Source organism: Streptomyces sp. NPDC021012, assembly GCF_044333355.1.
In the GTDB taxonomy this organism is placed as follows: domain Bacteria; phylum Actinomycetota; class Actinomycetes; order Streptomycetales; family Streptomycetaceae; genus Streptomyces.
Window position 1 is genome coordinate 556,024 of record NZ_JBIRQU010000004.1, and the last position, 24,468, is coordinate 580,491.

A 24,468-nucleotide genomic window follows, 5' to 3' on the forward strand; every position below is an offset into this window, starting at 1 on the left:
CCACCACGACCCCCACCACCACCCAGGTCATGAACACCCCGGTCCGCGGCCGCCGTTCGCCGCTCGCCTCGGTCGGCCTGCACGCCACGCTGGTCGCCGCCTCCGTGATCGCCGTCTTCCCGGTGCTCTGGGTGCTGCTGACCTCGCTGAAGCCCGCGAAGTACGCGACCAGCACGGACTTCTTCAAAGAGACGACGTTCGAGAACTACACGGGCCTGCTGAACGACACCCCGTTCCTCACCTGGTTCGGCAACTCGCTGCTCGTCGCGGGACTCACCACCGTCGTCGGCGTCTTCATCTCCGCCACCACCGGCTACGCCGTCAGCCGCTTCCGCTTCCCCGGCAAGCGCGGCCTGATGTGGACGCTGCTCGTCACCCAGATGTTCCCGGTCGCCGTCCTCATCGTGCCGATCTACAACATCATGGCGTCGATGGGCCTGCTCAACCAGCCGGCCGGCCTGGTCATCACGTACCTGACCATCGCCGTCCCGTTCTGCGCCTGGATGATGAAGGGCTTCTTCGACACCATCCCGCGCGAGATCGACGAGTCCGGCTACGTCGACGGCCTCACCCCCTTCGGCACCTTCTGGCGGCTCATCCTGCCCCTCGCCAAGCCGGGCATCGCCGTCACCGCCTTCTACTCCTTCATCACCGCCTGGGGCGAGGTCGCCTACGCCTCCGCCTTCATGGTCGGCGACGAGAACCTCACGCTCGCCGGCGGACTCCAGAAGTTCGTCAACCAGTACGGCGCCCAGTGGGGCCCGATGGCCGCGGCCTCCGTGCTCATCGCCGTCCCCGCCGCCCTGGTGTTCCTCTTCGCCCAGCGGCACCTGGTCACCGGCATGTCGGCCGGTGCCGTCAAGGGCTGACGGCCCTGAGCACCCCGCCCGAACGCACCTCCTTACCTCCCAGGGAAGACATGACCCAGCATCTCGCCACCCCGGCCGACGCCCCTACCACCGGCACGCACACGGGCTGGTGGAGAGAGGCCGTGATCTACCAGGTCTACCCGCGCAGCTTCGCCGACGGAAACGGCGACGGCATGGGTGACCTGGAGGGCGTCCGCAGCCGGCTGCCGTACCTCAAGGAGCTCGGCGTCGACGCCGTCTGGCTCTCCCCGTTCTACGCCTCGCCGCAGGCCGACGCCGGTTACGACGTCGCCGACTACCGGGCCATCGACCCCATGTTCGGCTCGCTCCTCGACGCCGACGCCCTGATCCGCGAGGCCCACGAACTGGGCCTGCGCATCATCGTCGACCTGGTCCCCAACCACTCCTCCGACCAGCACGAGTGGTTCCAGCGCGCCCTGCGCGAGGGCCCCGGCTCGGTGCTCCGCGAGCGCTACCACTTCCGCCCCGGCCAGGGCGAGAACGGCGAACTCCCGCCGAACGACTGGGAGTCCATCTTCGGCGGCCCCGCCTGGACCCGTACGGAGAACCCGGACGGCACCCCCGGCGACTGGTACCTCCACCTCTTCGCCCCGGAGCAGCCCGACTTCAACTGGGAGCACCCCGCCGTCCGCGACGAGTTCCGCTCCATCCTGCGCTTCTGGCTCGACATGGGCGTCGACGGCTTCCGCGTCGACGTCGCCCACGGTCTGGTCAAGGCCGCGGGACTGCCCGACATCGGCGCCCACGACCAGCTGAAGCTGCTCGGCAACGACGTCATGCCCTTCTTCGACCAGGACGGCGTCCACGAGATCTACCGCTCCTGGAGGCAGATCCTCGCCGAGTACGACGGGGAGCGCGTCCTCGTCGCCGAGGCCTGGACCCCGACCGTCGACCGCACCGCGAACTACGTGCGCCCCGACGAGATGCACCAGGCCTTCAACTTCCAGTACCTGGGCACCCACTGGGACGCCGCCGAGCTCCGCGCCGTCATCGACGCCTCCCTCGACGCCATGCGCCCGGTCGGCGCCCCCACCACCTGGGTGCTCTCCAACCACGACGTCACCCGGCACGCCACCCGCTTCGCCAACCCGGCGGGCCTCGGCACCCAGCTCCGCGAGGCCGGCGACCGCGAGCTCGGCCTGCGCCGCGCCCGCGCCGCGACCCTCCTGATGCTGGCCCTGCCCGGCTCCGCGTACGTCTACCAGGGCGAGGAGCTCGGCCTCCCGGACGTCACCGACCTGCCCGACGAGGTCCGCCAGGACCCGTCGTTCTGGCGGGCCAGCGGCCAGGACGGCTTCCGCGACGGCTGCCGCGTGCCGATCCCGTGGACCGTCGAGGGCTCCTCGTACGGCTTCGGCGACGGCGGCTCCTGGCTGCCGCAGCCCGCGACCTGGGCCCAGCTGAGCGTCGAGGCGCAGACCGGCGACCCCGGCTCCACCCTGGAGCTCTACCGCAGCGCGCTCGCCGTCCGCCGCGAGCGCCCCGAACTCGGTGCGGGCGACTCCGTCGAGTGGCTGGAGGCACCCGAGGGTGTGCTCTCCTTCCGCCGCGGCGGATTCGTCTGCACCGCCAACACCACCGGCCGGGCCATCACCGTCCCGCTGCCCGGCCGGTATCTCCTCTCCAACGAGGAGGTGGACAGCTCCGCCGTGGAGGGGACGGTGGAGCTGCCCGCCGACAGCACCGTCTGGTGGGCGGTGTGACGATCCCCCTGCCGCGGGGCGCCGGGAGCGGCGCCCCGCGGCTCGCGGACATCGCGGCCCAGTCCGGCGTCAGCGAGGCCACCGTCAGCCGCGTCCTCAACGGCAAGGCGGGGGTGGCCGGCGCGACCCGGCACAAGGTGCTCGCCGCGCTCGACGTCCTCGGCTACGAGCGTCCCGTACGGCTCAAACGCCGCAGCGCGGGCCTCGTGGGGCTCGTCGTGCCCGAGCTGACCAACCCGATCTTCCCGGCCTTCGCGCAGGTCGTCGAACAGGTCCTCGCCGGGCACGGCTACACCCCCGTGCTCTGCACCCAGATGCCCGGCGGCGCCACCGAGGACGAGCTCGTCGAGCAGCTCGTGGAGCGCGGGGTCGCCGGGATCGTCTTCCTCTCCGGGCTGCACGCCGACGCCACCGCCGACCCCGCCCGCTACGCCCGGCTGTCGGCCCGGGGCGTCCCGTACGTCCTCATCAACGGCTACAACGAGCACATCGACGCCAACTTCGTCTCCCCGGACGACCGGGCCGCCGCCCGCATGGCCGTCCGGCACCTGGTCGAGCTGGGCCACGAGCGGATCGGCCTCGCCATCGGCCCCACCCGGTACGTGCCCTCGCGCCGCAAGGCCGAGGGCTTCACCGCCGAGCTGCACGAGCTCCTCGGCGTCGACCGCGCCGAGGCCGAACGGTTCATCAGGCCCACGCTCTTCGGCGTCGAGGGCGGCCACGCGGCCGCCGACATCCTGCTCCGCGAGGGCTGCACGGGCATCGTCTGCGGCTCCGACCTGATGGCGCTCGGCGTCATCCGCGCGGTGCGCGCCCGCGGCCTCGACGTGCCCGGCGACGTCTCCGTCGTCGGCTTCGACGACTCCCCGCTCATCGCCTTCACCAGCCCGCCGCTCTCCACCGTCCGCCAGCCCGTCCAGGCCATGGCGACGGCGGCCGTCGGCGCGCTCCTGGAGGAGATCGAGGGGAACCCGGTGCAGCGCACGGAGTTCGTCTTCCAGCCGGAGCTGGTGGTGCGCGGTTCCACGGCGCAGCCGCCGGCCCGGCTTCCGCAAGTCCTTCCGTAACAAGTTGCGTGGGGGTGCCCGGAGGGTTGACCGGGCGCCGGGGCACTCGTACGGTCACGGCTGAAAACAGTTGCTGAACCTTTCGGCAACTTCTTGCGACAGTGAAGTCAGCAGGAGGAAGCATGGCCAGAAAGACCGTGGCCGCTGCACTCGCCCTCGTGGCGGGAGCCGCTGTGGCCGTCACGGGCAACGCCCCGGCGCAGGCCGCCCCACCCGGCGCGAAGGACGTCACCGCGGTGATGTTCGAATGGAACTTCGCCTCCGTCGCCCGGGAGTGCACCGACCGCCTCGGCCCCGCCGGATACGGATACGTCCAGGTCTCCCCGCCCCAGGAACACCTCCAGGGCGGCCAGTGGTGGACCTCGTACCAGCCGGTCAGCTACAAGATCGCCGGACGTCTCGGCGACCGCACCGCCTTCAAGAACATGATCGACACCTGCCACGCGGCGGGGGTCAAGGTCGTCGCCGACTCCGTCATCAACCACATGGCGAACGGATCGGGCACGGGAACGGGCGGGACCCCGTTCTCCAAGTACGACTACCCCGGCCTCTACTCGGGCGCCGACATGGACGACTGCCGGGCCACCATCTCCAACTACCAGGACCGCGCCAACGTCCAGAACTGCGAACTCGTCCAGCTCCCCGACCTGGACACGGGCGAGGACTACGTCCGCGGGAAGATAGCCGGCTACCTCAACGACCTGCTCTCCCTCGGCGTCGACGGCTTCCGCATCGACGCCGCCAAGCACATGCCGGCCGCCGACCTCGCCAACATCAAGTCCCGGCTGACGAATCCTTCCGCCTACTGGAAGCAGGAGGCCATCTACGGCGCCGGCGAGGCCGTCCAGCCCAGCGAGTACCTCGGCAACGGCGACGTCCAGGAGTTCCGCTACGCCCGCGACCTCAAGCGCGTCCTGACCGGCGAGAAGCTCGCCTACCTCAAGAACTTCGGCGAGGCCTGGGGCTACATGTCCTCCGCCCAGTCCGGCGTCTTCGTCGACAACCACGACACCGAGCGCGGCGGCGACACCCTGAACTACAAGGACGGCGCGAACTACACCCTCGCCTCCGTCTTCATGCTCGCCTGGCCCTACGGCTCCCCGGACGTCCACTCCGGCTACGAGTGGACCGACAAGGACGCGGGCCCGCCCAACAACGGCCAGGTGAACGCCTGTTACGCCGACGGCTGGAAGTGCCAGCACGACTGGCGCGAGATCTCCTCCATGGTGGCCTTCCGCAACACCGCCCGCGGGCAGGCCGTCACGGACTGGTGGGACAACGGCAACAACGCGATCGCGTTCGGCCGCGGCTCCAAGGCGTACGTGGCGATCAACCACGAGTCCTCCGCCCTCACCCGCACCTTCCAGACCTCCCTGCCGGCCGGCACCTACTGCGACGTGCAGTCCAACACCCCGGTCGCCGTCAACGCGTCCGGCCAGTTCACGGCCACCCTCGGCGCCAACACCGCGCTCGCCCTGCACACCGGCGCCACGAGCTGCGGCACCACCCAGCCCGCCACCGCCGGAGCCTCCTTCAACGTCAACGCCACCACGGTCACCGGCCAGAACATCTACGTCACCGGCAACCGCCCCGAGCTCGGCAACTGGGCCCCCGCCTCCGCCCTCAAGCTCGACCCGGCCTCGTACCCCGTCTGGAAGCTGACGGTGAACCTGCCCGCCGGCACGGCCTTCGAGTACAAGTACCTCCGCAAGGACGCCGCCGGAAACGTCACCTGGGAGTCCGGCGCCAACCGCACCGCGACCGTCCCCGCCTCGGGCCAGATCGTCCTGAACGACACCTTCCGCAACTGAGCTTTTCCCCCACGCAAGGGCCGCCCCGCCGGGGCGGCCCTGCCACCCGTACCCCCTTTCCAGGGAGCACCCCCGTGATACCCAAGAGAACGGCGGTCGCGCTGGCCGCCGCGCTGTGCGCCGCCCTCGTGCCGGCCGTCCCGGCCACAGCCGCCGGCAAGGCACCCGCACCGCCCTCCGACAAGGCGCTCGCCGCCCAGCCCGCACGCCAGGACCTCACCCGCGAGCAGTTCTACTTCGTCCTGCCCGACCGCTTCGCCAACGGCGACACCGGGAACGACCGCGGCGGCCTCACCGGCAGCCGTACGGAGACCGGCTTCGACCCGACCGACAAGGGCTTCTACCAGGGCGGTGACCTCAAGGGCCTCACCGAGCGGCTCGACTACATCAAGGGCCTCGGCACCACCGCCATCTGGATGGCGCCGATCTTCAAGAACCGGCCCGTGCAGGGCACCGGCAAGGACGCCTCCGCCGGCTACCACGGCTACTGGATCACCGACTTCACCCAGGTCGACCCGCACTTCGGGACCAACGAGGACCTGGAGGGGCTGATCGCCGCCGCCCACGCCAAGGGCATGAAGGTCTTCTTCGACGTCATCACCAACCACACCGCCGACACCGTCGACTACGCGGAGAAGAAGTACGGCTACCGCCCCAAGGGCGCCTACCCGTACCTCGATGCCTCGGGCCGCCCCTTCGACGACCGTACGAAGATCGGGAAGGTCGACGCGGACTCGTTCCCGTACACGCCGACGACGACCGGCGGGAAGGTCCCGTCCTGGCTGAACGACCCGACGATGTACCACAACCGGGGCGACTCCACCTGGGCCGGGGAGTCCGCCGAGTACGGCGACTTCGTCGGACTCGACGACCTGTGGACGGAGCGTCCCGAGGTCGTCGAGGGCATGAAGAAGATCTACGAGAAGTGGGTCCGCGACTTCGACATCGACGGCTTCCGCATCGACACCGTCAAGCACGTGAACCTGGACTTCTGGACGCAGTGGGCCACCGCCCTCGACGCGTACGCGAAGAAGCAGGGCCGCGAGGACTTCTTCATGTTCGGCGAGGTCTACTCCGCCGACACCGCCGTCACCTCCCCGTACGTCACCCGGGGCCGGCTCGACGCCACCCTCGACTTCCCCTTCCAGGACGCGGCCCGCGCCTTCGCCTCCCAGGGCGCCGGAGCCGACCGCCTCGCGAAGGTCTTCGCCGAGGACTACCGGTACACCACCGACAAGGCCAACGCCTACGAGCAGGTGACCTTCCTCGGCAACCACGACATGGGCCGCATCGGCTCCTTCCTCAAGCAGGACAACCCGAACGCCTCCGACGAGGAGCTCGTCCGCCGCGACCGGCTCGCCAACGAGCTGATGTTCCTCTCCCGGGGCAACCCGGTGGTCTACTACGGCGACGAGCAGGGCTTCACGGGCCCCGGCGGCGACAAGGACGCCCGCCAGACCCTCTTCGCCTCCAAGACCGCCGACTACCTCGACGACGACGAGCTCGGCACCGACCGCACGCACGCCTCCGACGCGTACGACACCACGCACCCGCTGTACCGGTCGATCGCCGCGCTCTCGAAGCTCACCCGCGAGAACCCGGCCCTCCGCGACGGCGTCCAGCAGGAGCGGTACGCCGAGGGCTCCGTCTACGCCTTCACCCGCACCGACCCGAAGACGCGGACCGAGTACCTCGTCGCCGTCAACGGCGCCACCACGCCGAAGACCGTCACCGTCCCCGTCGACTCCGCCGACTTCCGTGCCCTGTACGGGGGTCAGGGCGCCGTCACGGCTGCCGACGGCAAGGTGACCGTCACCGTCCCGGCCCTCTCCTCCCTCGTCCTCAAGGCCGGCGCCCCGCTGCCCGCCCCGGCGACGAAGCCCACCGTGACGCTCAAGGCCCCCGCCGCGGGCTCCACCGGCACCGTCGAGCTCTCCGCCGACGTCACCGGCGGCGGCCTCAACCGGGTCGTCTTCGCCGCCCAGGTCGGCGACGGCCGCTGGCAGACCCTCGGCACCGCCGACCACGCCCCCTACAAGGTCACCCAGCACGTCACCGCCCCCGCCGGCACCGCCCTGCGCTACAAGGCCGTCGCCGTCGACTCCGCCGGCCGCACCGCGAGCGCCCTCGCCGCCACCACCGCGGGCGCGCCCCCGGCCCCCGAGAAGCCGGTCGCCGTCGAGCGGACGTACGCCGTCGTGCACTACAAGCGCGCGGACGGGAACTACGACGGCTGGAAGCTGAAGGCCGCCGGCCAGGAGACGGCCTTCACCGGCCGCGACGCCTACGGCGCCTTCGCCTGGGTCAAGGTCCCCGAGGGCGCCTCCACCCTCACGTACACCGTCGAGAAGGACGGCACCGCCGACGGCCCGCAGCGCGCCATCAGCCTCGGCCGCACCGGCGAGGTCTGGATCACGCAGGGCGCCGAAGGCCAGTCCGACACCAACCCCGCACCGGGGGTCCCGGACAAGACGAAGGCCGTCATCCACTACCAGCGGGAGGACGGGAACTACGACGGCTGGGGCCTCCACACCTGGACCGGCGCCGCCCAGCCCACCGACTGGTCCCGGCCGCTGATGCCCACGCGCGTCGACGCGTACGGCGCGGTCTACGAGGTCCCGCTCACGGAGGGCGCGAGCTCCCTCTCGTACATCCTCCACAAGGGCGACCAGAAGGACCTGCCCACCGACCAGTCCCTCGACCTCGGCACCTACGGCCACGAGGTCTGGCTCCTCTCCGGACAGCCCACGTACCTCCTCCCGACCACCGGCGGCGCCCCGAACCTCGACCTCGGCAAGGCCGAGGCCCAGTGGATCGACCGGAACACCGTCGTCTGGAAGGTGAAGACCACCGACGCCACCAGCCAGCAGCTGGTGTACGCGAAGGACGGCGGGATCACCGTCACCGACGGCGCCCTCAGCGACGAGGGCCGCTGGCTCCGCCTCACCCCGTCCTCCCTGAGCGACGCCCAGAAGGCGAAGTTCCCGCACCTCGCCGCGTACCCGGCCTTCACCGTCGACCCGCGCGACGCCGACCGGGTACGGGACTCCCTGCGCGGCCAGCTGATCGCCACCCAGCGCGCCGCCAACGGCGCCCTGCTCGCCGCCACCGGCGTCCAGACCGCCGGAGTCCTCGACGACCTGTACGCGCCGAAGGCCACGCGGGCGCAGCTCGGCCCGGTCTTCCGGAACGGCCGCCCCGCCCTCTCCCTCTGGGCCCCCACCGCCCGGTCCGTCGCCCTCGAACTCGACGGGAAGACCGTGCCCATGCGGCGCGACCCCGCCTCCGGCGTCTGGTCCGTCACCGGCCCGCGCGACTGGGCGGGCAAGCCGTACCGGTACGTCGTGGAGGTCTGGGCCCCCAGCGTCCAGAAGGTCGTCGAGAACCGGGTCACCGACCCCTACTCCACCGCCCTCACCACCGACTCCGCCCGCAGCCTCGTCGTCGACCTCGCCGACCCGGCCCTGGCCCCCCAGGGCTGGAAGGAGCTGAGGAAGCCCGCCGCCGTGCCGCTGCGGGACGCCCGGATCCAGGAACTCCACATCCGGGACTTCTCGATCGCCGACGCGTCGGCCGAGGCCGACCACCGGGGCACCTACCTCGCCTTCACCGACAAGAACAGCAAGGGCTCGGAGCACCTCCGCGACCTCGCCGCCTCCGGCACGAACTACGTCCACCTCCTCCCGGCCTTCGACCTCGGCACCGTCCCCGAGAAGAAGTCGGACCGGACCACCCCCGCCTGCGACCTCAAGGTCTACGCCCCGGACTCGGCCGAACAGCAGGCATGCGTCACCGCCGCCGCGGCCAAGGACGCCTACAACTGGGGCTACGACCCCCTGCACTACACCGTCCCCGAGGGCTCCTACGCCACCGACCCCGAAGGCACCCGCCGCACGGTCGAGTTCCGGCAGATGGTCCAGGCCCTCAACGGCGACGGACTGCGAACCGTCATGGACGTCGTCTACAACCACACCGTCGCCGCCGGACAGTCCGACAAGTCCGTCCTCGACCGGATCGTGCCCGGCTACTACCAGCGCCTCCAGGCCGACGGCTCCGTCGCCACCTCCACCTGCTGCGCCAACACCGCGCCCGAGAACGCCATGATGGGCAAGCTCGTCGTCGACTCGGTCGTCACCTGGGCCAAGCAGTACAAGGTCGACGGCTTCCGCTTCGACCTCATGGGCCACCACCCGAAGGCGAACATCCTCGCGGTGCGCAAGGCCCTGGACGAGCTGACTGTCGCTCGCGACGGCGTCGACGGAAAGTCGATCGTCCTCTACGGCGAGGGCTGGAACTTCGGCGAGGTCGCCGACGACGCCCGCTTCGTCCAGGCCACCCAGAAGAACATGGCCGGCACCGGCATCGCCACCTTCTCCGACCGGGCCCGCGACGCCGTCCGCGGCGGCGGCCCCTTCGACGAGGACCCGGGAATCCAGGGCTTCGCGAGCGGCCTGTACACGGACCCGAACACGTCGGCGGCCAACGGCACCCCGGCCGAGCAGAAGGCCCGCCTCCTGCACTACCAGGACCTCATCAAGGTCGGCCTGACCGGCAACCTCGCCGACTACCGCTTCACCGACACCTCGGGCCGTACGGTCAAGGGCTCCGAGGTCGACTACAACGGCGCCCCGGCCGGATACGCCGCCGCGCCGGGCGACGCCCTCGCCTACACCGACGCCCACGACAACGAGTCCCTCTACGACGCGCTCGCCTTCAAGCTCCCGGCGGGCACCTCCCCGGCCGACCGCGCCCGCATGCAGGTCCTCGCCATGGCCACCGCCACCCTCTCCCAGGGCCCCTCGCTCTCCCAGGCCGGCAGCGACCTGCTCCGCTCCAAGTCCCTGGACCGCAACTCCTTCGACAGCGGCGACTGGTTCAACGCGATCCACTGGGACTGCCACGACGGCAACGGCTTCGGCCGCGGCCTGCCCCCCGCCGCCGACAACAAGTCCAAGTGGCCCTACGCCAAGCCGCTGCTCGTGAACCCGTCCCTCACGGTCGGCTGCGCCCAGATCGACGCCTCCTCCGCCGCCTACCAGGACCTCCAGAAGATCCGCACCACCGAACCGGCCTTCTCCCTGGCCACGACCGACCGGGTCCAGGAAACCCTGTCCTTCCCGCTCTCCGGCCGCGACGAGACCCCCGGCGTCATCACCATGCGCCTCGGCGACCTGGTCGTCGTCCTCAACGCGACCCCGGACAGCACCTCGCAGAAGGTCGCCGACCTCGCCGGCAAGCACTACGCCCTCCACCCGGCCCAGGCCTCCGGCTCCGACCCGCTCGTGAAGACCTCCACCTACGATCCGACCTCGGGCACCTTCACGGTCCCGGCCCGAACGGTGGCGATCTTCAAGACCAGCTGATCCCACGCCTGACGGGGGCGGCGCCCCCCGTTGTGGGCAGTCGTTCCGCTGGGGCGGAACGGGTGGGCACAACGGACCCGCGCCTTGCCGGCGCCAGAGGCTTACGAGCCCGGACCCGCACCCCGTGCACAGCGCACAACGGGTGCGGGTCCAGGCGCGGAACGCGGAGGCGCCGCTAGAGGGCGCCGTCCCGTGTGCCCACCCGTCCCGCCCTGCGGGACGATTGCCCACACGGGGCGGGGCGGAGGCCCAGACGGGCAGCGGGGGCGCCGCCCCGCACGGCGGGGGGGCGCTGCCCCTCACGCCAGGGCCTTCTCCATCAGCCGCACCGCGTACACCCGGCCGTCGGCCCCCACCTTCTCCAGGTGGGGGCCGACGGCCGTGTACCCGGCCCCCTCGTAGTACGTCCCCAGGACCGGATTGCGCGCCTCGCAGTCCAGCCGGGCCAGCGTCCGGCCCGCGGCCGCGATCCGGTCCTCCGCGTGCGCGAGCAGCATGCGCCCCGCACCGGCCGGTGCCGTCTCCCGGTCGGTCATGAGCCGGTGCACGTAGCCGGCCACCGGCGGCTGCGGTCCCCAGACCTCCCGGTCCTCCCACCACAGCTCGTACGCGCCGACCGTCCGACCCTCGTGCGCGGCGATCCACACCTCGCCCTCGGCGATCCGCGCGCGGAAGTGCTCGGAGCCCCGGGCCCCCGGCTTCCACTGGTCGATCCCGCTGCGCACCATCCAGCGCGCCACCCCGTCGAACAACCCCACCAACAGGTCCAGGTCGCGCTCGTCCGCCTGCCGGAAGGTCACTTGTGTCGTCATGGCGATCACCGTAAAGGTGTGGCCAGACATTCGTTTCCCCAGGAGTGACCCCCATGCCGCAGATCACCGTCGACTACTCCGCGCCCCTCGACCGCCGCGGCTTCGCGCGCGCCCTGCACCCGCTCGTCGTGGAGACGGTCGACGCGACGCTCGACGCCTGCAAGACCAGGTTCCGGGAGGTCGAGGAGTTCGTCGTGGGCGGCGGAGAGGGCGAGGACGTCCTCGTGCACGTCGAGATCGCCCTGCTCGCGGGCCGCACCGACGAGGCGAAGGCACGGCTCGCGGAGGCCGTCCTCGACCTGCTGCCCGGGTACCTCAAGGCCGCCGAGGGGGCCAGGCTCTCCGTCGAGGTCAGGGACCTCGACGGGTCCTACCGCAAGCGCTGATCCGGCACGCCGGGCACGCCGGGCACGAGCGCCGCGAGCCTGGCCACGAGCTCCCCGAAGGGGCCGTCGGCCGGCTCGTCGGCGAGGATGCCGACGAGGATCTCCGCCATGTCCGCGTCGTACGCGGCGCTCACCGCCGCCAGCGCGGCGAAGTCGTGCACGAGCTGGAGCTCCAGCTCGGCGCGCGGGACCCGGCGGCCGTCCAGCCAGAGGAGCGCCGTCGACTCGGCGAGCGACACCCAGGAGCGGACGACCAGTTCGAGCCGGGCGGAGGGCTTCTCGACCTCCAGGTGCGCCAGGATCTGCTCGTACGCGGCCTGCCGCACTTCGTCGATCATCGCGTTCGTCGTGGAGGAGCCGACCGCGGGCCCGCCGCGCATCAGCGCCGCGAAACCGGGCCCGTGCTCGTCCACGAAGTCGAAGAAGCGGCCCATCACCCGCAGCAGCCGCGCCCCGAGCGGCCCCCGCGGCGGCTCCACGAAGCGGGCCGCCAGCTCGTCCGCCGCCCGCCGCAGCGCCGCCTCGTAGAGGCTCTGCTTGCCGGGGAAGTAGTGGTAGACCAGCGGCCGCGAGATGCCCGCGGCCGCGGCGATCTCGTCGATGGAGACCTCGTCGGGAGAGCGGTGGCTGAAGAGTTCGAGGGCCACCCCGATCAACTGCTGCTTGCGCTCCTCGACGCCCATCCTGCGGCGTACCCCGGTCGTCATACGAACAGCCTAACCGCGTCCGTTACGCTCCTGCCCCATGAGCTCTTCCGACCAGGACACCCCGAAGGCCGAGGCCCCGGAGGCCGACGAGCCCCAGGAGACCGAAGAGGCCCGGGAAACCCCCGACTCCCCTGACCCGGAAGGGGAGGAGGAGACCGGGGCCCCCGCCTCCGGGCTGACCCCGAAGCAGGCGCGGCGGCTGCGCGTCGCCGCCGCGTCCGTGCTCCTGGCCGTCCTGGCCGTGGTGCTGGTCATCCGGCTCGCGAGCCGCACGTCCGTCCTGGTCGTCGGCGTGTACGGGCTCGCCATGATCCTCTGCGGGATCGTGATCGAACTCTCCCGCAACGGCCGTACGCGCCTGGGCACCTGGCTCCTGGCCGGCGGCCTCCTCACCGCCCTGGCCCTGGACTGGCTGGTCCTGCCCTAGCGGCTACAGGTCGAGGACGAGCCGCTTCCCCGCGCAGCGCGAGACGCAGATCAGCATCGAGTCGTTCCGCTCCTCGTCGGTGAGCAGCTCGTCCCGGTGGTCGATCTCGCCCTCCAGGACCCGCTGTTGGCAGGTCCCGCAGAAGCCCTGCTGGCAGGAGTACATGAGGCCGGGCACCTTCTCGCGTACCGCCGACAGGAGCGACTGGTCGGCCGCCACCGTCAACGTCCGCCCGGAGCGGCGCAGTTCGACCTCGAAGGCGGTGCCGCCGGTCGTCGCGGCGGCGGTGAAGCGCTCGAACCGCGCCGTCCGCCCCTCGGGCATGGCGGCGGCCACCGCGTCCATCAGACCGTCGGGCCCGCAGCAGTAGACGGCGGTCTCGGCGGGGAGGTGGGCGAGGAACTCCAGTCCGGGGAAGCCGGATTCGTCCTCCGCGACGACGGTGACGCGGTCGCCGTCACCACCCAGCCGCTCGATCTCCTCCAGGTACGGCATGGTGGCCCGGCTGCGCCCGCAGTACACGAGCCGCCAGTCCGCCCCGGCCGCCTCGGCGGCGCGCAGCATGGGCAGGACGGGGGTGATGCCGATGCCGCCCGCGACGAAGGCGTACGCGGGGGAGCCGACGAGCGGGAAGCGGTTGCGGGGCCCCCGGATCTCGATCTCCACGCCCTCGCGGAGCTGCCCGTGGACCTCGCGGGAGCCGCCGCGCCCGTCCTCGACGAGGCGGGTGGCGACGGTGTACGAGGCGGGGTCGCCGGGATCCCCGCAGAGCGAGTACTGCCGGACGAGCCCGGAGGGCAGGACGAGGTCGATGTGGGCGCCCGGCTGCCAGGCGGGCAGTCCGGCACCCTCCAGGCGCAGTTCGACGACGCCCTCGGCGGGCGTGGAGCGCCGGGTCACGCGGACCTTGCGCGGGACGGTGCTGCCCCGCCCGTACCCGGACACGGGGGTGTCGAGGGAGGGCATCGGCCAGAGCGGTGCGGTGGTCATGCGGCTGCGGACGGCGCGGCGGACGAGCAGCGCGGCCCCGGCGACGAGGGCGACGGTGGTGAGGCGGGGCATCAGTGGCCTCCGTTGGCGCCGGGGGAGGAGGCCAGGTAGGCCATGGCCTGCGCGGTGTTGCCCTCCTGGGAGGGGTGGTAGGCGCGGCTGAGGTAGCGGGGTATGGAGCGCAGCATGGCCGGGGTGGAGGGCAGGACGCCCTGCCGGCCCTTGCGGACGAAGTCCGCGAAGGAGGCCTTCGGGTTGACGAGGCTCGGGTCGTTCTCCATGAAGAAGCGGATGCCCCGCTGCCAGAGGAAGACGAGCGCGGAGAAGGCGAGCGCCCAGGTGCGGGCGCGGCGCCGGTAGCCGCCGTCGAGGTGCATGAAGAGCTCGAAGGCGACCGCGCGGTGCTCGACCTCCTCGGCCCCGTGCCAGCGCAGCAGGTCCAGCATGGTCGGGTCGGCGCCGACCCGGTCGAGCTCCTCGGCGTTGAGGACCCAGTCGCCGAGGAAGGCGGTGTAGTGCTCGATGGCGGCGATCAGCGCGACCCGCTCCATGAGCCACCAGCGGCGCGGCCGGCCGGGCGGCAGGGTCCGGTCCCCGAGGAGCTTCTCGAAGAACCAGTCGACCTGCGCGGTGTACGGGGTGGGGTCGAGGCCCAGCTTCCGCAGGTGGGGGAGGACGTCGTCGTGGGCCTGGGAGTGGATGGCCTCCTGGCCGATGAAGCCGATGACGTCCTCGCGCAGCCGGTCGTCGGTGATGTACGGCAGTGCCTGCTTGTAGACGTGGACGAACCAGCGCTCGCCGGCCGGCAGCAGCAGGTGCAGCACGTTGATGGTGTGCGTGGTGAAGGGGTCGCCCGGTACCCAGTGGAGCGGCGTCTCTTCCCAGTCGAAGGAGACCTTGCGGGCCTTGAGCTCGACGTGCTCCGACGCCACCGGTGCAGGCTGCGTATTAGACATGACGTCAATGTACTGAGAAGTAAGTCGCTGACAACAGGCCCGCGCACCGTCTTTTTCCTGGTTGCCGCCGAGTCTTCCCCGATCAGCGAAGGGCACCCGTCCGGCTCCCGCCCCGCAGGGTCCCGTCCAGGTCCGCCCGCGCGCCCGCCTTCGCCCGCACCGCGAGGAGCGGTCCGTCGGAGCGGCCCTCCACCCCGCCGGAGACCTCCAGGGCGGTGAAGTCCGGGCTGCCCGCCGCCAGGACGAACCAGCCGCCGCCCGGCGCCTGCCACAGCACGCCCGCGAGGACCCGGGGATCCCGCACCCCGCAGGCCGGCGAGCCCTCGGAGCGGGCGGCGAGCGCGGCCGGGACCCGGGGCGAGGGGACCAGGAACTGGGCGAGGACCCGGCTGCCCGTGCCCCGCCAGGTCTCCGCGCGCGTGCACACCCAGGTGGCACGCCCGGCGCCCTCCGGCAGCGGCTGCCGCGCGAATCGCCAGGCGTTCACGGACCGCACCCCGTGCCCCCGCACCGCCGCCAGCTGGCACGCCGTCCGCGCCCAGGCCTCCCGGGCCTCCGGGCCCGTCGCGTCCACGGGCGCGGCGGGCGGACCCCACAGCAGCCGGGCGGGCGCCAGCTCGCCCAGGTCGGTGAGGAGCCGCACCCCCTCGCCGTCCCGGACCTGGAGCGTGTTCCAGCGGGAGCAGGCGCCGGCCTGCGCGGGGCTCGGCAGGGGCTCGGTCACCCCGTCGGCGTCCCGCGCCAGCGGCCACGGGTCCTTCGCGGGCATGAGGAGGTCCCGTACGGCCGTCTCCCGCACCCAGGGGGCCGTCAGATAACGGACGTTGCCCCCCGCGCGCGAGACGACGAGCGCGGCGGCGCCGACGGCGTCGGCCGCGTCGGTCCGCGCGAAGTCGAGCGCGGCGCCCTCCGTCCCCTCGACGGGCTCCGCGTACCGCACGGCCCGCAGCCCGTCGTGGAAGAGCACCACCCGCATCGCGTCGACCCGACCCGCGAACAGCAGTTGCGGCGGCCCCATCGGCGGCCCCACGGGCGTCCCCGGCGTCGCCGAGGTCCGCACGGAGCCACCGGGCCGCGCCCACACCGCGAGCGCCCGCCGCAACAGCGCGCTGTCGCCCCTCAGCCCGCCGCGCACCGGCCACACCGAGAAGTCCCGCCGCGTCGCCCCCTGCCACACCCCGGGCTCCACCCGCTTGACCTCACCGGGGTCGAGAGCGGCCTCGGCCGCGGGATTACGCGCGTACGAGGGCGCCGCAGCACCGTTTCTTCCCCACCCGTCCCCCGGCAGCCCCAGCAGCGTCCCGCACACCACGAGCGCCACGACGGCCACGAACCCGGCCCGCGCATGCTGCCTCCGCCGCATCAGATCGGTCGGCCGCGCCTGCAGCGCACACGGATCGAACTCGTCCGACTCCAGCAGCGCGGCACCACTGAGGCGCCGGGGGAGCGCGCTCCCTCCGGGGCCGGCGCCCCGGGGGCGGCCGGCGCCCGACAGTCCTCCGGACTCGTGGCCCCCGAGTGCTCCGGCCTGTCCGGGACCGGCGGTTCGACCGGGTTCCCTGTGTCCGTCGTGCCCGTCGTGCCCGTCGGCGTCTCGACGGCTGCCGCCGGGCGTGGCCGGGCCGGTTGCCCGGCCAGGACCGCGAGGGCCGTCCGGGAGTTCGGCCCGGCCCACCCTCCCGGGGCCGGCCTGCTCGCCGACCCGCTCGGAGCGGCCCTCCGGGGCGGCGGACCCGGTTCCGGTCGGTGCGCCAGGCAGACCGGAACCGTCGGGGCGACCGGAACCGCCGAGGCGACCGGCTGAGCCGAGGCCCCCGGTCCCACCTGGATTCCTGCCCTCACCCGGGCTTCGGGTCCCATCCGGGCTCCCGGTCCCACCCGGGCTCCCGGTCCCATCCGGGCCCCAGGCCCGCCCCGGCCCGCTCTGTTCGCCGACCCTGGCCCTCCCGGATCCGGTCCCAGCGGGCTCGGCGGGCTCGGCGGGACCGGCGGGGTGGCCGGAGTGGCCGGGGTCGGCGAAGGCCGGGTCGGCCAGGGCGTCCGCCTCCGCGAGGGCCGCTGCCGGGTCGTCGACGCCCGCGGCGGCCAGGATGCGCAGGACCTCCGGGTCGCCCTGGCGCTCCAGGCCGCGGAGGACGTATGCCGCGCGGCCGGGGCCGGAGAGCCGGGACAGCTGCTGGTCCAGGGCGAGTTCGTCGGCGCCGCCGACGCGGGGGAAGAGCCGGAGGCCCCACACGTGCGGCAGCAGCGGCGGGAACTGCGCCCGGCGCGGCAGCGCGAGGCGCCGGAGCGGCAGCCCGGCGATCAGCGCCTGCCGCAGCACCTCGCCGCGCACGTACGCGTACCCGGGATCCACCGCGTCCTCGGCCCGGCGCGGGCCGGGCACGGCAGGGCCCGGGACCCGGCGGCGCGGGAGCGACCGCTGGACGAGGGCGTGCGCGGTCAGCACCCGGCGGTTGCGGCCGAGCGAGGGCGGCAGCACGAGATAGGCGATGCGGACGAGCCGCGGATACCGCTCGACGAGCGCGGCCTCGGCCTGTTCGACGTCGACGGGGCCCACGGGCGAGGGAACGAGATCCTGGGTGCTCACGTTCAGCAGAACGAGCGATTCTTCCGATGGTCACCCCGGCCGCCGCCCGGGGATCAGGCCGCGGAGACCGTCAGCCGCTCGCGGATCAGCGCCGTCACCTCGTCCGGGATGCCGAGCCCCTCCCGTACGTACTTCTCCATCGACCCGTGCCGGACCGCCACCTCGTCGAGCGCCGCGTCCAGGTACTCCGGCAGGACCCCGATCAGTTCGAGCGCGAGCTCGGGGTCGCCGCCCTGGGCCGTGAAGCCCTCGATCATCGGCGCGAACGCGAGCCGCACCGCCGGGTTCACCGACAGGTACTCGGCCCGCACCGTCTCCTCGTCCGCGCCGAGCAGCGACAGGACGACCGTCGCCGCCCAGCCCGTACGGTCCTTGCCGGCCGAGCAGTGGAACAGCAGCGGCCCCGCGCCCGGCGTGCCCAGCTCGCCGAGCAGGGCGCGGTAGGAGGCGCGGGCGGAGTCGCTGGAGACGAAGGTCCGGTAGGTCCGGGCGAAGGCCGCCCGCACCCTGCCCCCGCCGAGGTGCTCCTCGGCGAGCGCCGGGTCGGCGAGCAGGGCCTTCAGCCGGGCGGCGGGCGGCAGCCCACTGCCCGCCAGATAGTCGGCGAGGACGTCCGCCACCAGCAGCCGGGCCCCGGCCGGCAGCCGGTCCGGCCGGTCACCCCGCTCGGTCTCCGTCCGGAAGTCCACGACGGTACGGATCCCGAGCCCGGCCACGGCAGGCTCGGCCGGGTCGAGCCGGTCGAGCTGCGCGGACCGCAGCACGAGCCCGGACCGCACCGAACGCCCCTCACCGAGCGGCAGACCGCCGAGGTCACGGAGATTGGCGACGGAGGTGGCGGGGATGGCGGGCATGGCGTCGACTCCTCCGATTCACACGACTCCCTGCCGACCGTAATGGATCGCCCCACTCCGAGCAGGTCCACCCACTACGCGCCCACACCCGGCATGACGGTGCGCTTCGCTCACGCCCCCCGTGCGGGCCCGCGCCCGGCGGGCCCCCTCCCGGGGGCTTCACCCCCGCCCCCGCGCGGGGCCCGTACCCGCCTGGGGCTTCGCCCCGCCCCGCGTGGGGCCCGCACCCGCTGCCCGTGTGGGCCGCGCGCCCGGCGGGGCGGTGCCCCTCCCGGGGCTTTGCCCCCGCCCCCGTGTGGGGGCCGCACCCGCTGCCCGTGTGGGCCCGCACCCGGCGGGGCGGTGCCCTCCGCCACCCGCCGTGTGGGCAATCGTCCCGCTGGGGCGAGGGGGTCCCCCCTGCTCGAGCGAAGTCGAGAGCTTGGGGGAGGGTGGGCACACGGGACGGCGCCCTCTAGCGGCGCCTCCGCGTTCCGTTGCCTGGACCCGCACCACCAGGGAGCTGTACACAGGGGTGCGGGTCCAGGCACTGAAGCCTCTGGCGCCGGCAGGGCGCGGGTCCGTTGTGCCCACCCGTTCCGCCCTGCGGAACGATTGCCCACAACGGGGGGGCGGCGGCGGGACGCGGGACCGTTGAGGGTGGGTACCGCCCCGGCGGCGCGCGCCCACAACGGGGGCGAAGGGCGGGCACCGCCCTGGCGGCGCGCGCCCACAACGGCGGGCGCCCCCCGCAACCGGGGCGCAAAAGGGCCCGCCCTCACCCCTTCGCCAGCGCCGCCAGCACCTCCGCCTCCCGCTCCGCGCTGAGCCCCGCCCCCGCCCGGTCCGGCCGCTGGGGCGCGACTCCGCCGAGGGAGAGCAGCCAGGTCCAGGTGTCCGCGACGGTGTCCGCGACGGGGCGGCAGTGCAGGCCGGTGGCGAGGGCGCGGGAGACGTCGGCGGTGTGCATGGCGTCGTAGGTCTCGCCCGGCGGCAGCCAGACGGGGAGCTCGGTCCAGGGCTCGGCCCCGGCGGCGAGGAGGGCCTCCGGGGGAGTCCAGCGGAGTTCGGCGTCGGCGCCGGTCGCCCGGACGCAGGCGTCGAGCAGCTCGCCCATCGTGGTGTGCCCGGGCGGCGAGACGAGGTTGTAGGGCCCGGAGAGCCCGGCCGCCACCGCGTCCAGCGTCCACGCGGCGAGGTCGCGGACGTCGATGTACTGGACGGGCAGCTCGCGCGGCCCGGGCGCCAGGACGGGCCCGCCGCGCGCGATCCGGCCCAGCCACCAGGGGAGCCGGCCCACGTTCTCGTACGGGCCGAGGATGAGCCCCGCGCGCACGAGCAGCGTCCGGTCGGGCCCGAAGGCGTCGGTGACGGCCAGTTCGCCGCCCCGCTTGGCCTCCGCGTAGGGCACGTCCCCGTCGTCCGGGGAGCCCTCCACCAGCGGCCCGTCCTCCCCGAGCCCGGCGGCGGCCGGCCAGGCGTACACGGAGCGGCTCGACACGTACGCGTACCGCCCGACCCGGTCCGCGAGCAGCCGCGCCGCGTCCCGGACCGCCGAGGGCGCGGCCGACCAGGTGTCCACGACGGCGTCCCAGGAACCGGTGCCGAGCGCGGCGAGCCCGTCGGGGGCGGTGCGGTCCCCGAGCAGCGAGGCGGCTCCCGCCGGAACGGCATGGCGGCCCCGGTGGAAGACCGTCACCTCCCAGCCCCGTGCGAGCGCGTCCTCGACGATCGCGCGGCCGACGAACTCCGTACCTCCGAGCATCAGCAGTCTCATGATCCGAGCCTGCCCGGCGGGCAGGGCCGGGGCCAGGGCGTTCCGCTCCCGGAGGATTCCGCCAGGGGAGGAACGACTTAGGGAGGTGGGCCTGTCCGGCCTTCCGGCCGGATGACACGATGACGGCGATGACAGATGCCCGGTCGCCCCTGCGCACCCTACGAGCCGCACTTTTCGCGGTCGTGTGCGTGACTTTGGCCGCCGTGGGGCATTCGTCCATGTCCGCGCACCGGCTTCCGGCGACCACGCTGCTCGCCGCCTTCGCCGCCACCACGGCCATCGCCTGGGCCGCGGCCGGACGACGCCGGGGCGCGCCCGCGATCGCGGGGGCCCTGCTCCTCCTCCAGGGCGCGCTGCACCTGCTCTTCTCGACGGCGGGCGGCCACGCGCGGGAGTCGCACGCCGCCGTGCCCGGCCTGGGGAACATGCCGGGCATGGAGTCCATGGACGCCATGGACTCCATGGGGGTGGGCATGACCATGGGCACCCCCACCCCCATGAGCTCCGGCGCCGGAATGCTCGCCGTCCACCTCCTCGCCGCACTCCTCTGCGGGGTCTGGCTCGCCCGCGGCGAGGCCGCGTTCTTCACGCTCGCCCGCGCCGCCCTCGCGTACGCCTTCACCCCGCTCCGCCTGATCCGCGCCCTCGTCCCCGTCGCCGGGACCCCGCGCCGCCCGGTCCGCCGGGCGCGGCGGAACGCCCGCCGCCCGCGCACCGTCGTCCTCGCGCACACCCTCTCCCGGCGCGGCCCGCCCCGGCTGTCCGCACCCCGCGCCACGGCCCTCGGAGCACACGTCTGACCCGGGGGTCGCCTCCCCCTGTCGACTCACCGACTCCAAGGACAGTCAGCCATCATGACCATCGACGATCTCGCGCGCCCGAAAACTCCGAAAACACCGGAAACTCCGGAAGCCGTCGACCCCGGAGCGCCGTCCTCGACGAAGCCCCGGCCCGGCACCTGGAGCGCCCTGCGCCCCCTCGTCCTGCGCCTCCACTTCTACGCGGGCGTCCTCGTCGCCCCGTTCCTCCTCGTGGCCGCCGTCAGCGGTCTGCTCTACGCGCTCTCCTTCCAGGCCGAGAAGGTCGTGTACGCGCACGAGCTGGAGGTCCCCGTCGGCGGCACCGTCCTGCCGCTCTCCCGGCAGGTGGACATCGCCCGCGAGGCCAACCCGGACGGCACCGTCACCGCCGTCTGGCCCGGCGCCGAACCCGGCGCGACCACCCGGGTCCTGATGGCCGACCCCGACGTCCCCGAGGACGCCTCGCTGGCGGTGTTCGTCGACCCGTACACCGGTGAGGTGCGCGGGCAGCTGCCCAGTTACGGCAGCTCCGGCGCCCTCCCGCTGCGGACCTGGATCGACGGCCTCCACCGCGACCTGCACCTGGGCGACCTCGGCCGCAACTACAGCGAACTCGCCGCGAGCTGGCTGTGGGTGATCGCGCTCGGCGGCGTGCTGCTCTGGGTGGGCCGCCGCCGGAAGAGCCGCCGCGCCCTCGTCCTGCCCGAGCGCGGTCCGAAGTCCCGTCGCCGCACGCTCTCCTGGCACGGCTCGGTCGGCCTGTGGGCGGCGCTCGGCCTGGTCCTGCTCTCCGCGACCGGCCTGACCTGGTCGCGGTACGCGGGCGAGAACATCGGCACCGTCCAGGACGCGCTCGGCGGCGCCACCCCCGCCCTGTCGGCGGGCGCGGCCCCGTCGTCGGAGCACGAGGGCCACGGCGGCGGCCACCACGGCGGTACGGCCCCGAAGGGCGCGGACATCGGCATCGACAGGGCGCTGGAGGCGGCCCGCGCGGCGGGGATCGACAGCCCGCGGATCTCGGTCGTCCTGCCCGCCGAGGGCAAGGGGTACGTGGTCAAGGAGACCGACACGCAGTTCCCGGTCCAGCTGGACTCGGTGGCGCTGAACCCGGCCGACGGCACGGTCCTCGACCGCCTGCGCTTCGCCGACTATCCGCTGCTCGCGAAGCTCACCCGCATCGGCATCGACGCGCACACCGGCGTCTTCCTGGGCCTGTTCAACCAGCTGGCCCTCGCCGCCCTCGCGCTCGCCCTGGTCCTGCTGATCCTCTGGGGCTACCGCATGTGGTGGCTGCGCCGCCCCGGCCGCCCGGTGGCGCGCGGGGCCTGGCGGAAGGTCCCGGTGACGCTGCTGCTGCCGCTCCTGGCGGCGACGGCGGTTGTCGCCTGGTTCGTACCGCTGCTCGGTCTGAGCCTGCTGCTGTTCCTGGCGGCGGATCTCACCCTGGCGCTGATCGCCAGGGTGAGATCCGGCCGAACGGCCTGATCAGGGCGTGTACTTGTAGCCGACCCGCCGCACGGTCTGGATCGTGTGGCGGTGCTCGGCGCCCAGCTTGCGGCGCAGCCGGGCCACGTGCACGTCGACCGTCCGGCCGTCGCCCACGTGCCCGTACCCCCACACCGTCGTGACCAGCTGGTCGCGGGTGTGCACCCGGTGGGGGTGCGCCACCAGGTGGGCGAGCAGCTCGAATTCGAGGTACGTCAGGTCCAGCGCCTGCCCGTCGACGAGGGCGATCCGCTGGACGCCGTCGATGGTCACCGACCCCCGCTCCTCCGCCGCGACGGGGGCCTGCGGGGGGACGGGGACGGGGGCCACGGGCAGGTGCGGCTGCTGGTCGGCCGGGACGAGGACGAGGTACCCGACCATCGGCGGGCGCCCCGGCAGCGTCGGCAGCGCGTGCTGTGGCGCGGGCAGCAGGGTCGCGCCGGGCGGCAGGAAGTCCGCCACCTGGGAGAGGTCGACGACCTCGTTCGGATCGACGGCACGCAGTCGGTGCCGGCCGGGGCGGACGGCCGTGAGGGAGGCGCTCTGGGCGTGGGCGCTCTGGGTGTGGGCCATGGCAGATCAGCTCTTTCGCGCGGGGAACGGACGGAGGTGTCTCGTACGTCGTGCGCGTGCGGCCGAAGGCCGGGATCGGACCGTGTACCGATCGGGGCGTTAGAGGGCCGACGCGTTCCTCACGCGTCGACAGCACCGGTCGAAGTCGTGGTGCGCCCGGGTAGGCCAGAACGGCTCGAGGTCGTGGCGACCCTTCGCGGTGTCGTTCTGCATGATGGCCATATCCCTATTAAACCAGGAGGGAAACGAGCTGAGCACCCCCGGTCACCCCCCAACTCGTCCGAACGTCCGGAAAAGATCCGTCGACCTCCCCGTCACACAGCCGGCCGCGGCCCTCGACCAGCCGGCCGCCGCCCCCGGCCCGCCCGCCGCCTCAACCGACCAGCCGCTTCCGCCAGTCCAGCCCCGTGACCAGGATCGCCTGCTCCGGGTCCCCGTCCCACCGCACGCGCAGCCCCTGCCCGCGCAGCGCCCCGGCGACCTCCTCGCCGACCGCCGCGGCCGTCGTCGTCTCCGCCGCGTGGTCGAACCGGCCGTACAGCAGGTACAGCGGCCCGCCGTCCGCCGCGCCCTCGGTGCACTGGGTGTGGAAGTACACGAACCCGCGCGCCCGGTCCGCCCCGTCCTCCGCGCCGATCTCCGCCGTCCCGCAGGACCGGCAGCACGTGAAGTGCTCGCGGGCGACGATCCCGGCCGCGTCCAGCTCGGCGAAGGCGGCGGTGATCCGCTCGGGGTCGGTCGTGCCCTCCCAGCCCGCCATCTCCCCGACGCGCTCCAGCCACAGCCGGTCCACCAGCGCGGCGGCCTGCTCGCGGGAGACCGGGTGCTCGTCCGGGGAGAACACCTCCTCCTGGGCGGCCCGGGTCAGCCGCGCTCGGTCGTCGTAGCCGCAGACGAGCATCGAGCGCACCCGGTTCTCGATCTCCTCCCGCACCTCCCCGGGGAGTTCGGGAACGTCCGGCGCCGCCGGGAAGTCCAGGTCCTCCCAGCTCACCCCGGCGTCCCAGGCGGCTTCGCCGCGTGCCCAGGCCGCCAGGACCTCCGCGACCCGCTCCGGCGTGTCGAGCCGTGTCCCGACGTGCAGTTCGGGCCCGCCGGCCCGGTGCTCCAGCCGGAAGTGCCCGCCGTCGGCGTGCCACACCTGGGCGAAGACGTCCGGCAGGTCCGGTATCCGCTGGAGGACCAGGAAGCGGTCCCCCTCGGCGCCGATGCGCCGCACGAGCCCGGTCAGGTCCTCCTCGGACGGCCGGACGTGCTTCTCCCAGTTCTCGGTCTGCACCGTGATGTCGAGCATGAGC

18 protein-coding genes are annotated in these 24,468 nt (G+C 73.4%); 9 read left to right on the forward strand and 9 right to left on the reverse strand.

Annotated elements, in window-relative coordinates; all coding sequences use genetic code 11:
• The first annotated feature begins 29 nt into the window (after window positions 1–29).
• The 5 genes from ACH4TP_RS16765 to pulA all read left to right on the forward strand — a co-directional run bounded on the left by ACH4TP_RS16765 (window position 30) and on the right by pulA (window position 10,834).
• Entirely contained in the window at window positions 30–869 is an 840-nt protein-coding gene (locus tag ACH4TP_RS16765; RefSeq protein WP_389230528.1) for a sugar ABC transporter permease, read from the forward strand.
• 50 nt (window positions 870–919) lie between these two features.
• A complete protein-coding gene (locus ACH4TP_RS16770) occupies window positions 920–2,593 on the forward strand; it encodes a glycoside hydrolase family 13 protein (RefSeq protein WP_398438351.1) in 1,674 nt (557 codons plus the stop codon).
• On the forward strand, window positions 2,581–3,660 hold the full coding sequence (locus ACH4TP_RS16775; RefSeq protein WP_398438353.1) for a LacI family DNA-binding transcriptional regulator: 1,080 nt from the start codon (window positions 2,581–2,583) through the stop codon (window positions 3,658–3,660). The genes ACH4TP_RS16770 and ACH4TP_RS16775 overlap by 13 nt, the downstream gene beginning before the upstream one ends.
• 122 nt (window positions 3,661–3,782) lie before the next feature.
• On the forward strand, window positions 3,783–5,471 hold the full coding sequence (locus ACH4TP_RS16780) for a carbohydrate-binding module family 20 domain-containing protein (RefSeq protein WP_398438355.1): 1,689 nt from the start codon (window positions 3,783–3,785) through the stop codon (window positions 5,469–5,471).
• A 74-nt stretch (window positions 5,472–5,545) separates the two neighbouring features.
• Window positions 5,546–10,834, forward strand: a complete 5,289-nt coding sequence (gene pulA, locus ACH4TP_RS16785) for a pullulanase-type alpha-1,6-glucosidase (protein WP_398438357.1) — start codon at window positions 5,546–5,548, stop codon at window positions 10,832–10,834.
• Between the two features lie 299 nt (window positions 10,835–11,133).
• Here the strand turns inward: pulA and ACH4TP_RS16790 are convergent, their stop codons facing one another.
• On the reverse strand, window positions 11,134–11,646 hold the full coding sequence (locus ACH4TP_RS16790; protein WP_398438359.1) for a GNAT family N-acetyltransferase: 513 nt from the start codon (window positions 11,644–11,646) through the stop codon (window positions 11,134–11,136).
• A gap of 53 nt (window positions 11,647–11,699) precedes the next feature.
• Here ACH4TP_RS16790 and ACH4TP_RS16795 point away from each other — a divergent pair, with 53 nt between their 5' ends.
• Window positions 11,700–12,032: a 5-carboxymethyl-2-hydroxymuconate Delta-isomerase gene (locus ACH4TP_RS16795; protein WP_398438360.1), complete on the forward strand. Its 333-nt coding sequence runs from the start codon at window positions 11,700–11,702 to the stop codon at window positions 12,030–12,032.
• Here ACH4TP_RS16795 and ACH4TP_RS16800 read toward each other — a convergent pair.
• Complete coding sequence (locus ACH4TP_RS16800; protein WP_389229895.1) at window positions 12,017–12,739, reverse strand: TetR/AcrR family transcriptional regulator; 723 nt, start codon at window positions 12,737–12,739, stop codon at window positions 12,017–12,019. The genes ACH4TP_RS16795 and ACH4TP_RS16800 overlap by 16 nt on opposite strands.
• A gap of 37 nt (window positions 12,740–12,776) precedes the next feature.
• On the opposite strand from ACH4TP_RS16800, the gene ACH4TP_RS16805 reads away from it, so the two are divergent.
• The gene (locus ACH4TP_RS16805) at window positions 12,777–13,166 is read left to right on the forward strand and encodes a hypothetical protein (protein ID WP_389229892.1); all 390 of its coding nucleotides are present in this window, start codon (window positions 12,777–12,779) and stop codon (window positions 13,164–13,166) included.
• Between the two features lie 3 nt (window positions 13,167–13,169).
• On the opposite strand, the gene ACH4TP_RS16810 is transcribed toward ACH4TP_RS16805, so the two are convergent.
• The 5 genes from ACH4TP_RS16810 to ACH4TP_RS16830 all read right to left on the reverse strand — a co-directional run bounded on the left by ACH4TP_RS16810 (window position 13,170) and on the right by ACH4TP_RS16830 (window position 20,312).
• Window positions 13,170–14,228: a PDR/VanB family oxidoreductase gene (locus tag ACH4TP_RS16810; protein ID WP_398438362.1), complete on the reverse strand. Its 1,059-nt coding sequence runs from the start codon at window positions 14,226–14,228 to the stop codon at window positions 13,170–13,172.
• The gene (locus ACH4TP_RS16815) at window positions 14,228–15,112 is read right to left on the reverse strand and encodes a metal-dependent hydrolase (RefSeq protein WP_398177855.1); all 885 of its coding nucleotides are present in this window, start codon (window positions 15,110–15,112) and stop codon (window positions 14,228–14,230) included. Before ACH4TP_RS16815 ends, ACH4TP_RS16810 begins: the two co-directional genes overlap by 1 nt.
• 82 nt (window positions 15,113–15,194) lie before the next feature.
• Window positions 15,195–17,702 (reverse strand): hypothetical protein, encoded by a 2,508-nt coding sequence (locus ACH4TP_RS16820; RefSeq protein WP_398438364.1) that lies wholly within the window; start codon window positions 17,700–17,702, stop codon window positions 15,195–15,197.
• 53 nt (window positions 17,703–17,755) lie between these two features.
• Window positions 17,756–18,556 carry a tyrosine-protein phosphatase gene (locus ACH4TP_RS16825; RefSeq protein ID WP_398438366.1) on the reverse strand — a complete coding sequence of 267 codons (801 nt, stop codon included), beginning with the start codon at window positions 18,554–18,556 and terminating at the stop codon, window positions 17,756–17,758.
• A 757-nt stretch (window positions 18,557–19,313) separates the two neighbouring features.
• Window positions 19,314–20,312, reverse strand: coding sequence for an NAD-dependent epimerase/dehydratase family protein (locus ACH4TP_RS16830; RefSeq protein WP_398438368.1), 999 nt, complete (start codon window positions 20,310–20,312; stop codon window positions 19,314–19,316).
• A gap of 203 nt (window positions 20,313–20,515) precedes the next feature.
• Here ACH4TP_RS16830 and ACH4TP_RS16835 point away from each other — a divergent pair, with 203 nt between their 5' ends.
• Both ACH4TP_RS16835 and ACH4TP_RS16840 read left to right on the forward strand, forming a co-directional pair.
• Window positions 20,516–21,112 carry a hypothetical protein gene (locus ACH4TP_RS16835; protein WP_398438370.1) on the forward strand — a complete coding sequence of 199 codons (597 nt, stop codon included), beginning with the start codon at window positions 20,516–20,518 and terminating at the stop codon, window positions 21,110–21,112.
• A 54-nt stretch (window positions 21,113–21,166) separates the two neighbouring features.
• Window positions 21,167–22,597 (forward strand): PepSY-associated TM helix domain-containing protein, encoded by a 1,431-nt coding sequence (locus tag ACH4TP_RS16840; RefSeq protein WP_398438372.1) that lies wholly within the window; start codon window positions 21,167–21,169, stop codon window positions 22,595–22,597.
• Here ACH4TP_RS16840 and ACH4TP_RS16845 read toward each other — a convergent pair whose 3' ends face one another.
• Both ACH4TP_RS16845 and ACH4TP_RS16850 read right to left on the reverse strand, forming a co-directional pair.
• On the reverse strand, window positions 22,598–23,170 hold the full coding sequence (locus tag ACH4TP_RS16845; RefSeq protein ID WP_398438374.1) for a winged helix-turn-helix domain-containing protein: 573 nt from the start codon (window positions 23,168–23,170) through the stop codon (window positions 22,598–22,600).
• Between the two features lie 373 nt (window positions 23,171–23,543).
• Window positions 23,544–24,464: a DUF6891 domain-containing protein gene (locus tag ACH4TP_RS16850; RefSeq protein ID WP_398438375.1), complete on the reverse strand. Its 921-nt coding sequence runs from the start codon at window positions 24,462–24,464 to the stop codon at window positions 23,544–23,546.
• Window positions 24,465–24,468: the final 4 nt, after the last annotated feature.

Coding starts and splice junctions, on each gene's coding strand:
- ACH4TP_RS16845 (WP_398438374.1), bottom strand. CDS start 23,170: ATGGCCCACACCCAGAGCGCCCACGCCCAGAGCGCCTCCCTCACGGCC.
- ACH4TP_RS16765 (WP_389230528.1), top strand. CDS start 30: ATGAACACCCCGGTCCGCGGCCGCCGTTCGCCGCTCGCCTCGGTCGGC.
- ACH4TP_RS16780 (WP_398438355.1), top strand. CDS start 3,783: ATGGCCAGAAAGACCGTGGCCGCTGCACTCGCCCTCGTGGCGGGAGCC.
- ACH4TP_RS16805 (WP_389229892.1), top strand. CDS start 12,777: ATGAGCTCTTCCGACCAGGACACCCCGAAGGCCGAGGCCCCGGAGGCC.
- ACH4TP_RS16815 (WP_398177855.1), bottom strand. CDS start 15,112: ATGTCTAATACGCAGCCTGCACCGGTGGCGTCGGAGCACGTCGAGCTC.
- ACH4TP_RS16795 (WP_398438360.1), top strand. CDS start 11,700: ATGCCGCAGATCACCGTCGACTACTCCGCGCCCCTCGACCGCCGCGGC.
- ACH4TP_RS16770 (WP_398438351.1), top strand. CDS start 920: ATGACCCAGCATCTCGCCACCCCGGCCGACGCCCCTACCACCGGCACG.
- ACH4TP_RS16790 (WP_398438359.1), bottom strand. CDS start 11,646: ATGACGACACAAGTGACCTTCCGGCAGGCGGACGAGCGCGACCTGGAC.
- ACH4TP_RS16825 (WP_398438366.1), bottom strand. CDS start 18,556: ATGCCCGCCATCCCCGCCACCTCCGTCGCCAATCTCCGTGACCTCGGC.
- ACH4TP_RS16840 (WP_398438372.1), top strand. CDS start 21,167: ATGACCATCGACGATCTCGCGCGCCCGAAAACTCCGAAAACACCGGAA.
- ACH4TP_RS16850 (WP_398438375.1), bottom strand. CDS start 24,464: ATGCTCGACATCACGGTGCAGACCGAGAACTGGGAGAAGCACGTCCGG.
- ACH4TP_RS16830 (WP_398438368.1), bottom strand. CDS start 20,312: ATGAGACTGCTGATGCTCGGAGGTACGGAGTTCGTCGGCCGCGCGATC.
- ACH4TP_RS16810 (WP_398438362.1), bottom strand. CDS start 14,228: ATGCCCCGCCTCACCACCGTCGCCCTCGTCGCCGGGGCCGCGCTGCTC.
- ACH4TP_RS16800 (WP_389229895.1), bottom strand. CDS start 12,739: ATGACGACCGGGGTACGCCGCAGGATGGGCGTCGAGGAGCGCAAGCAG.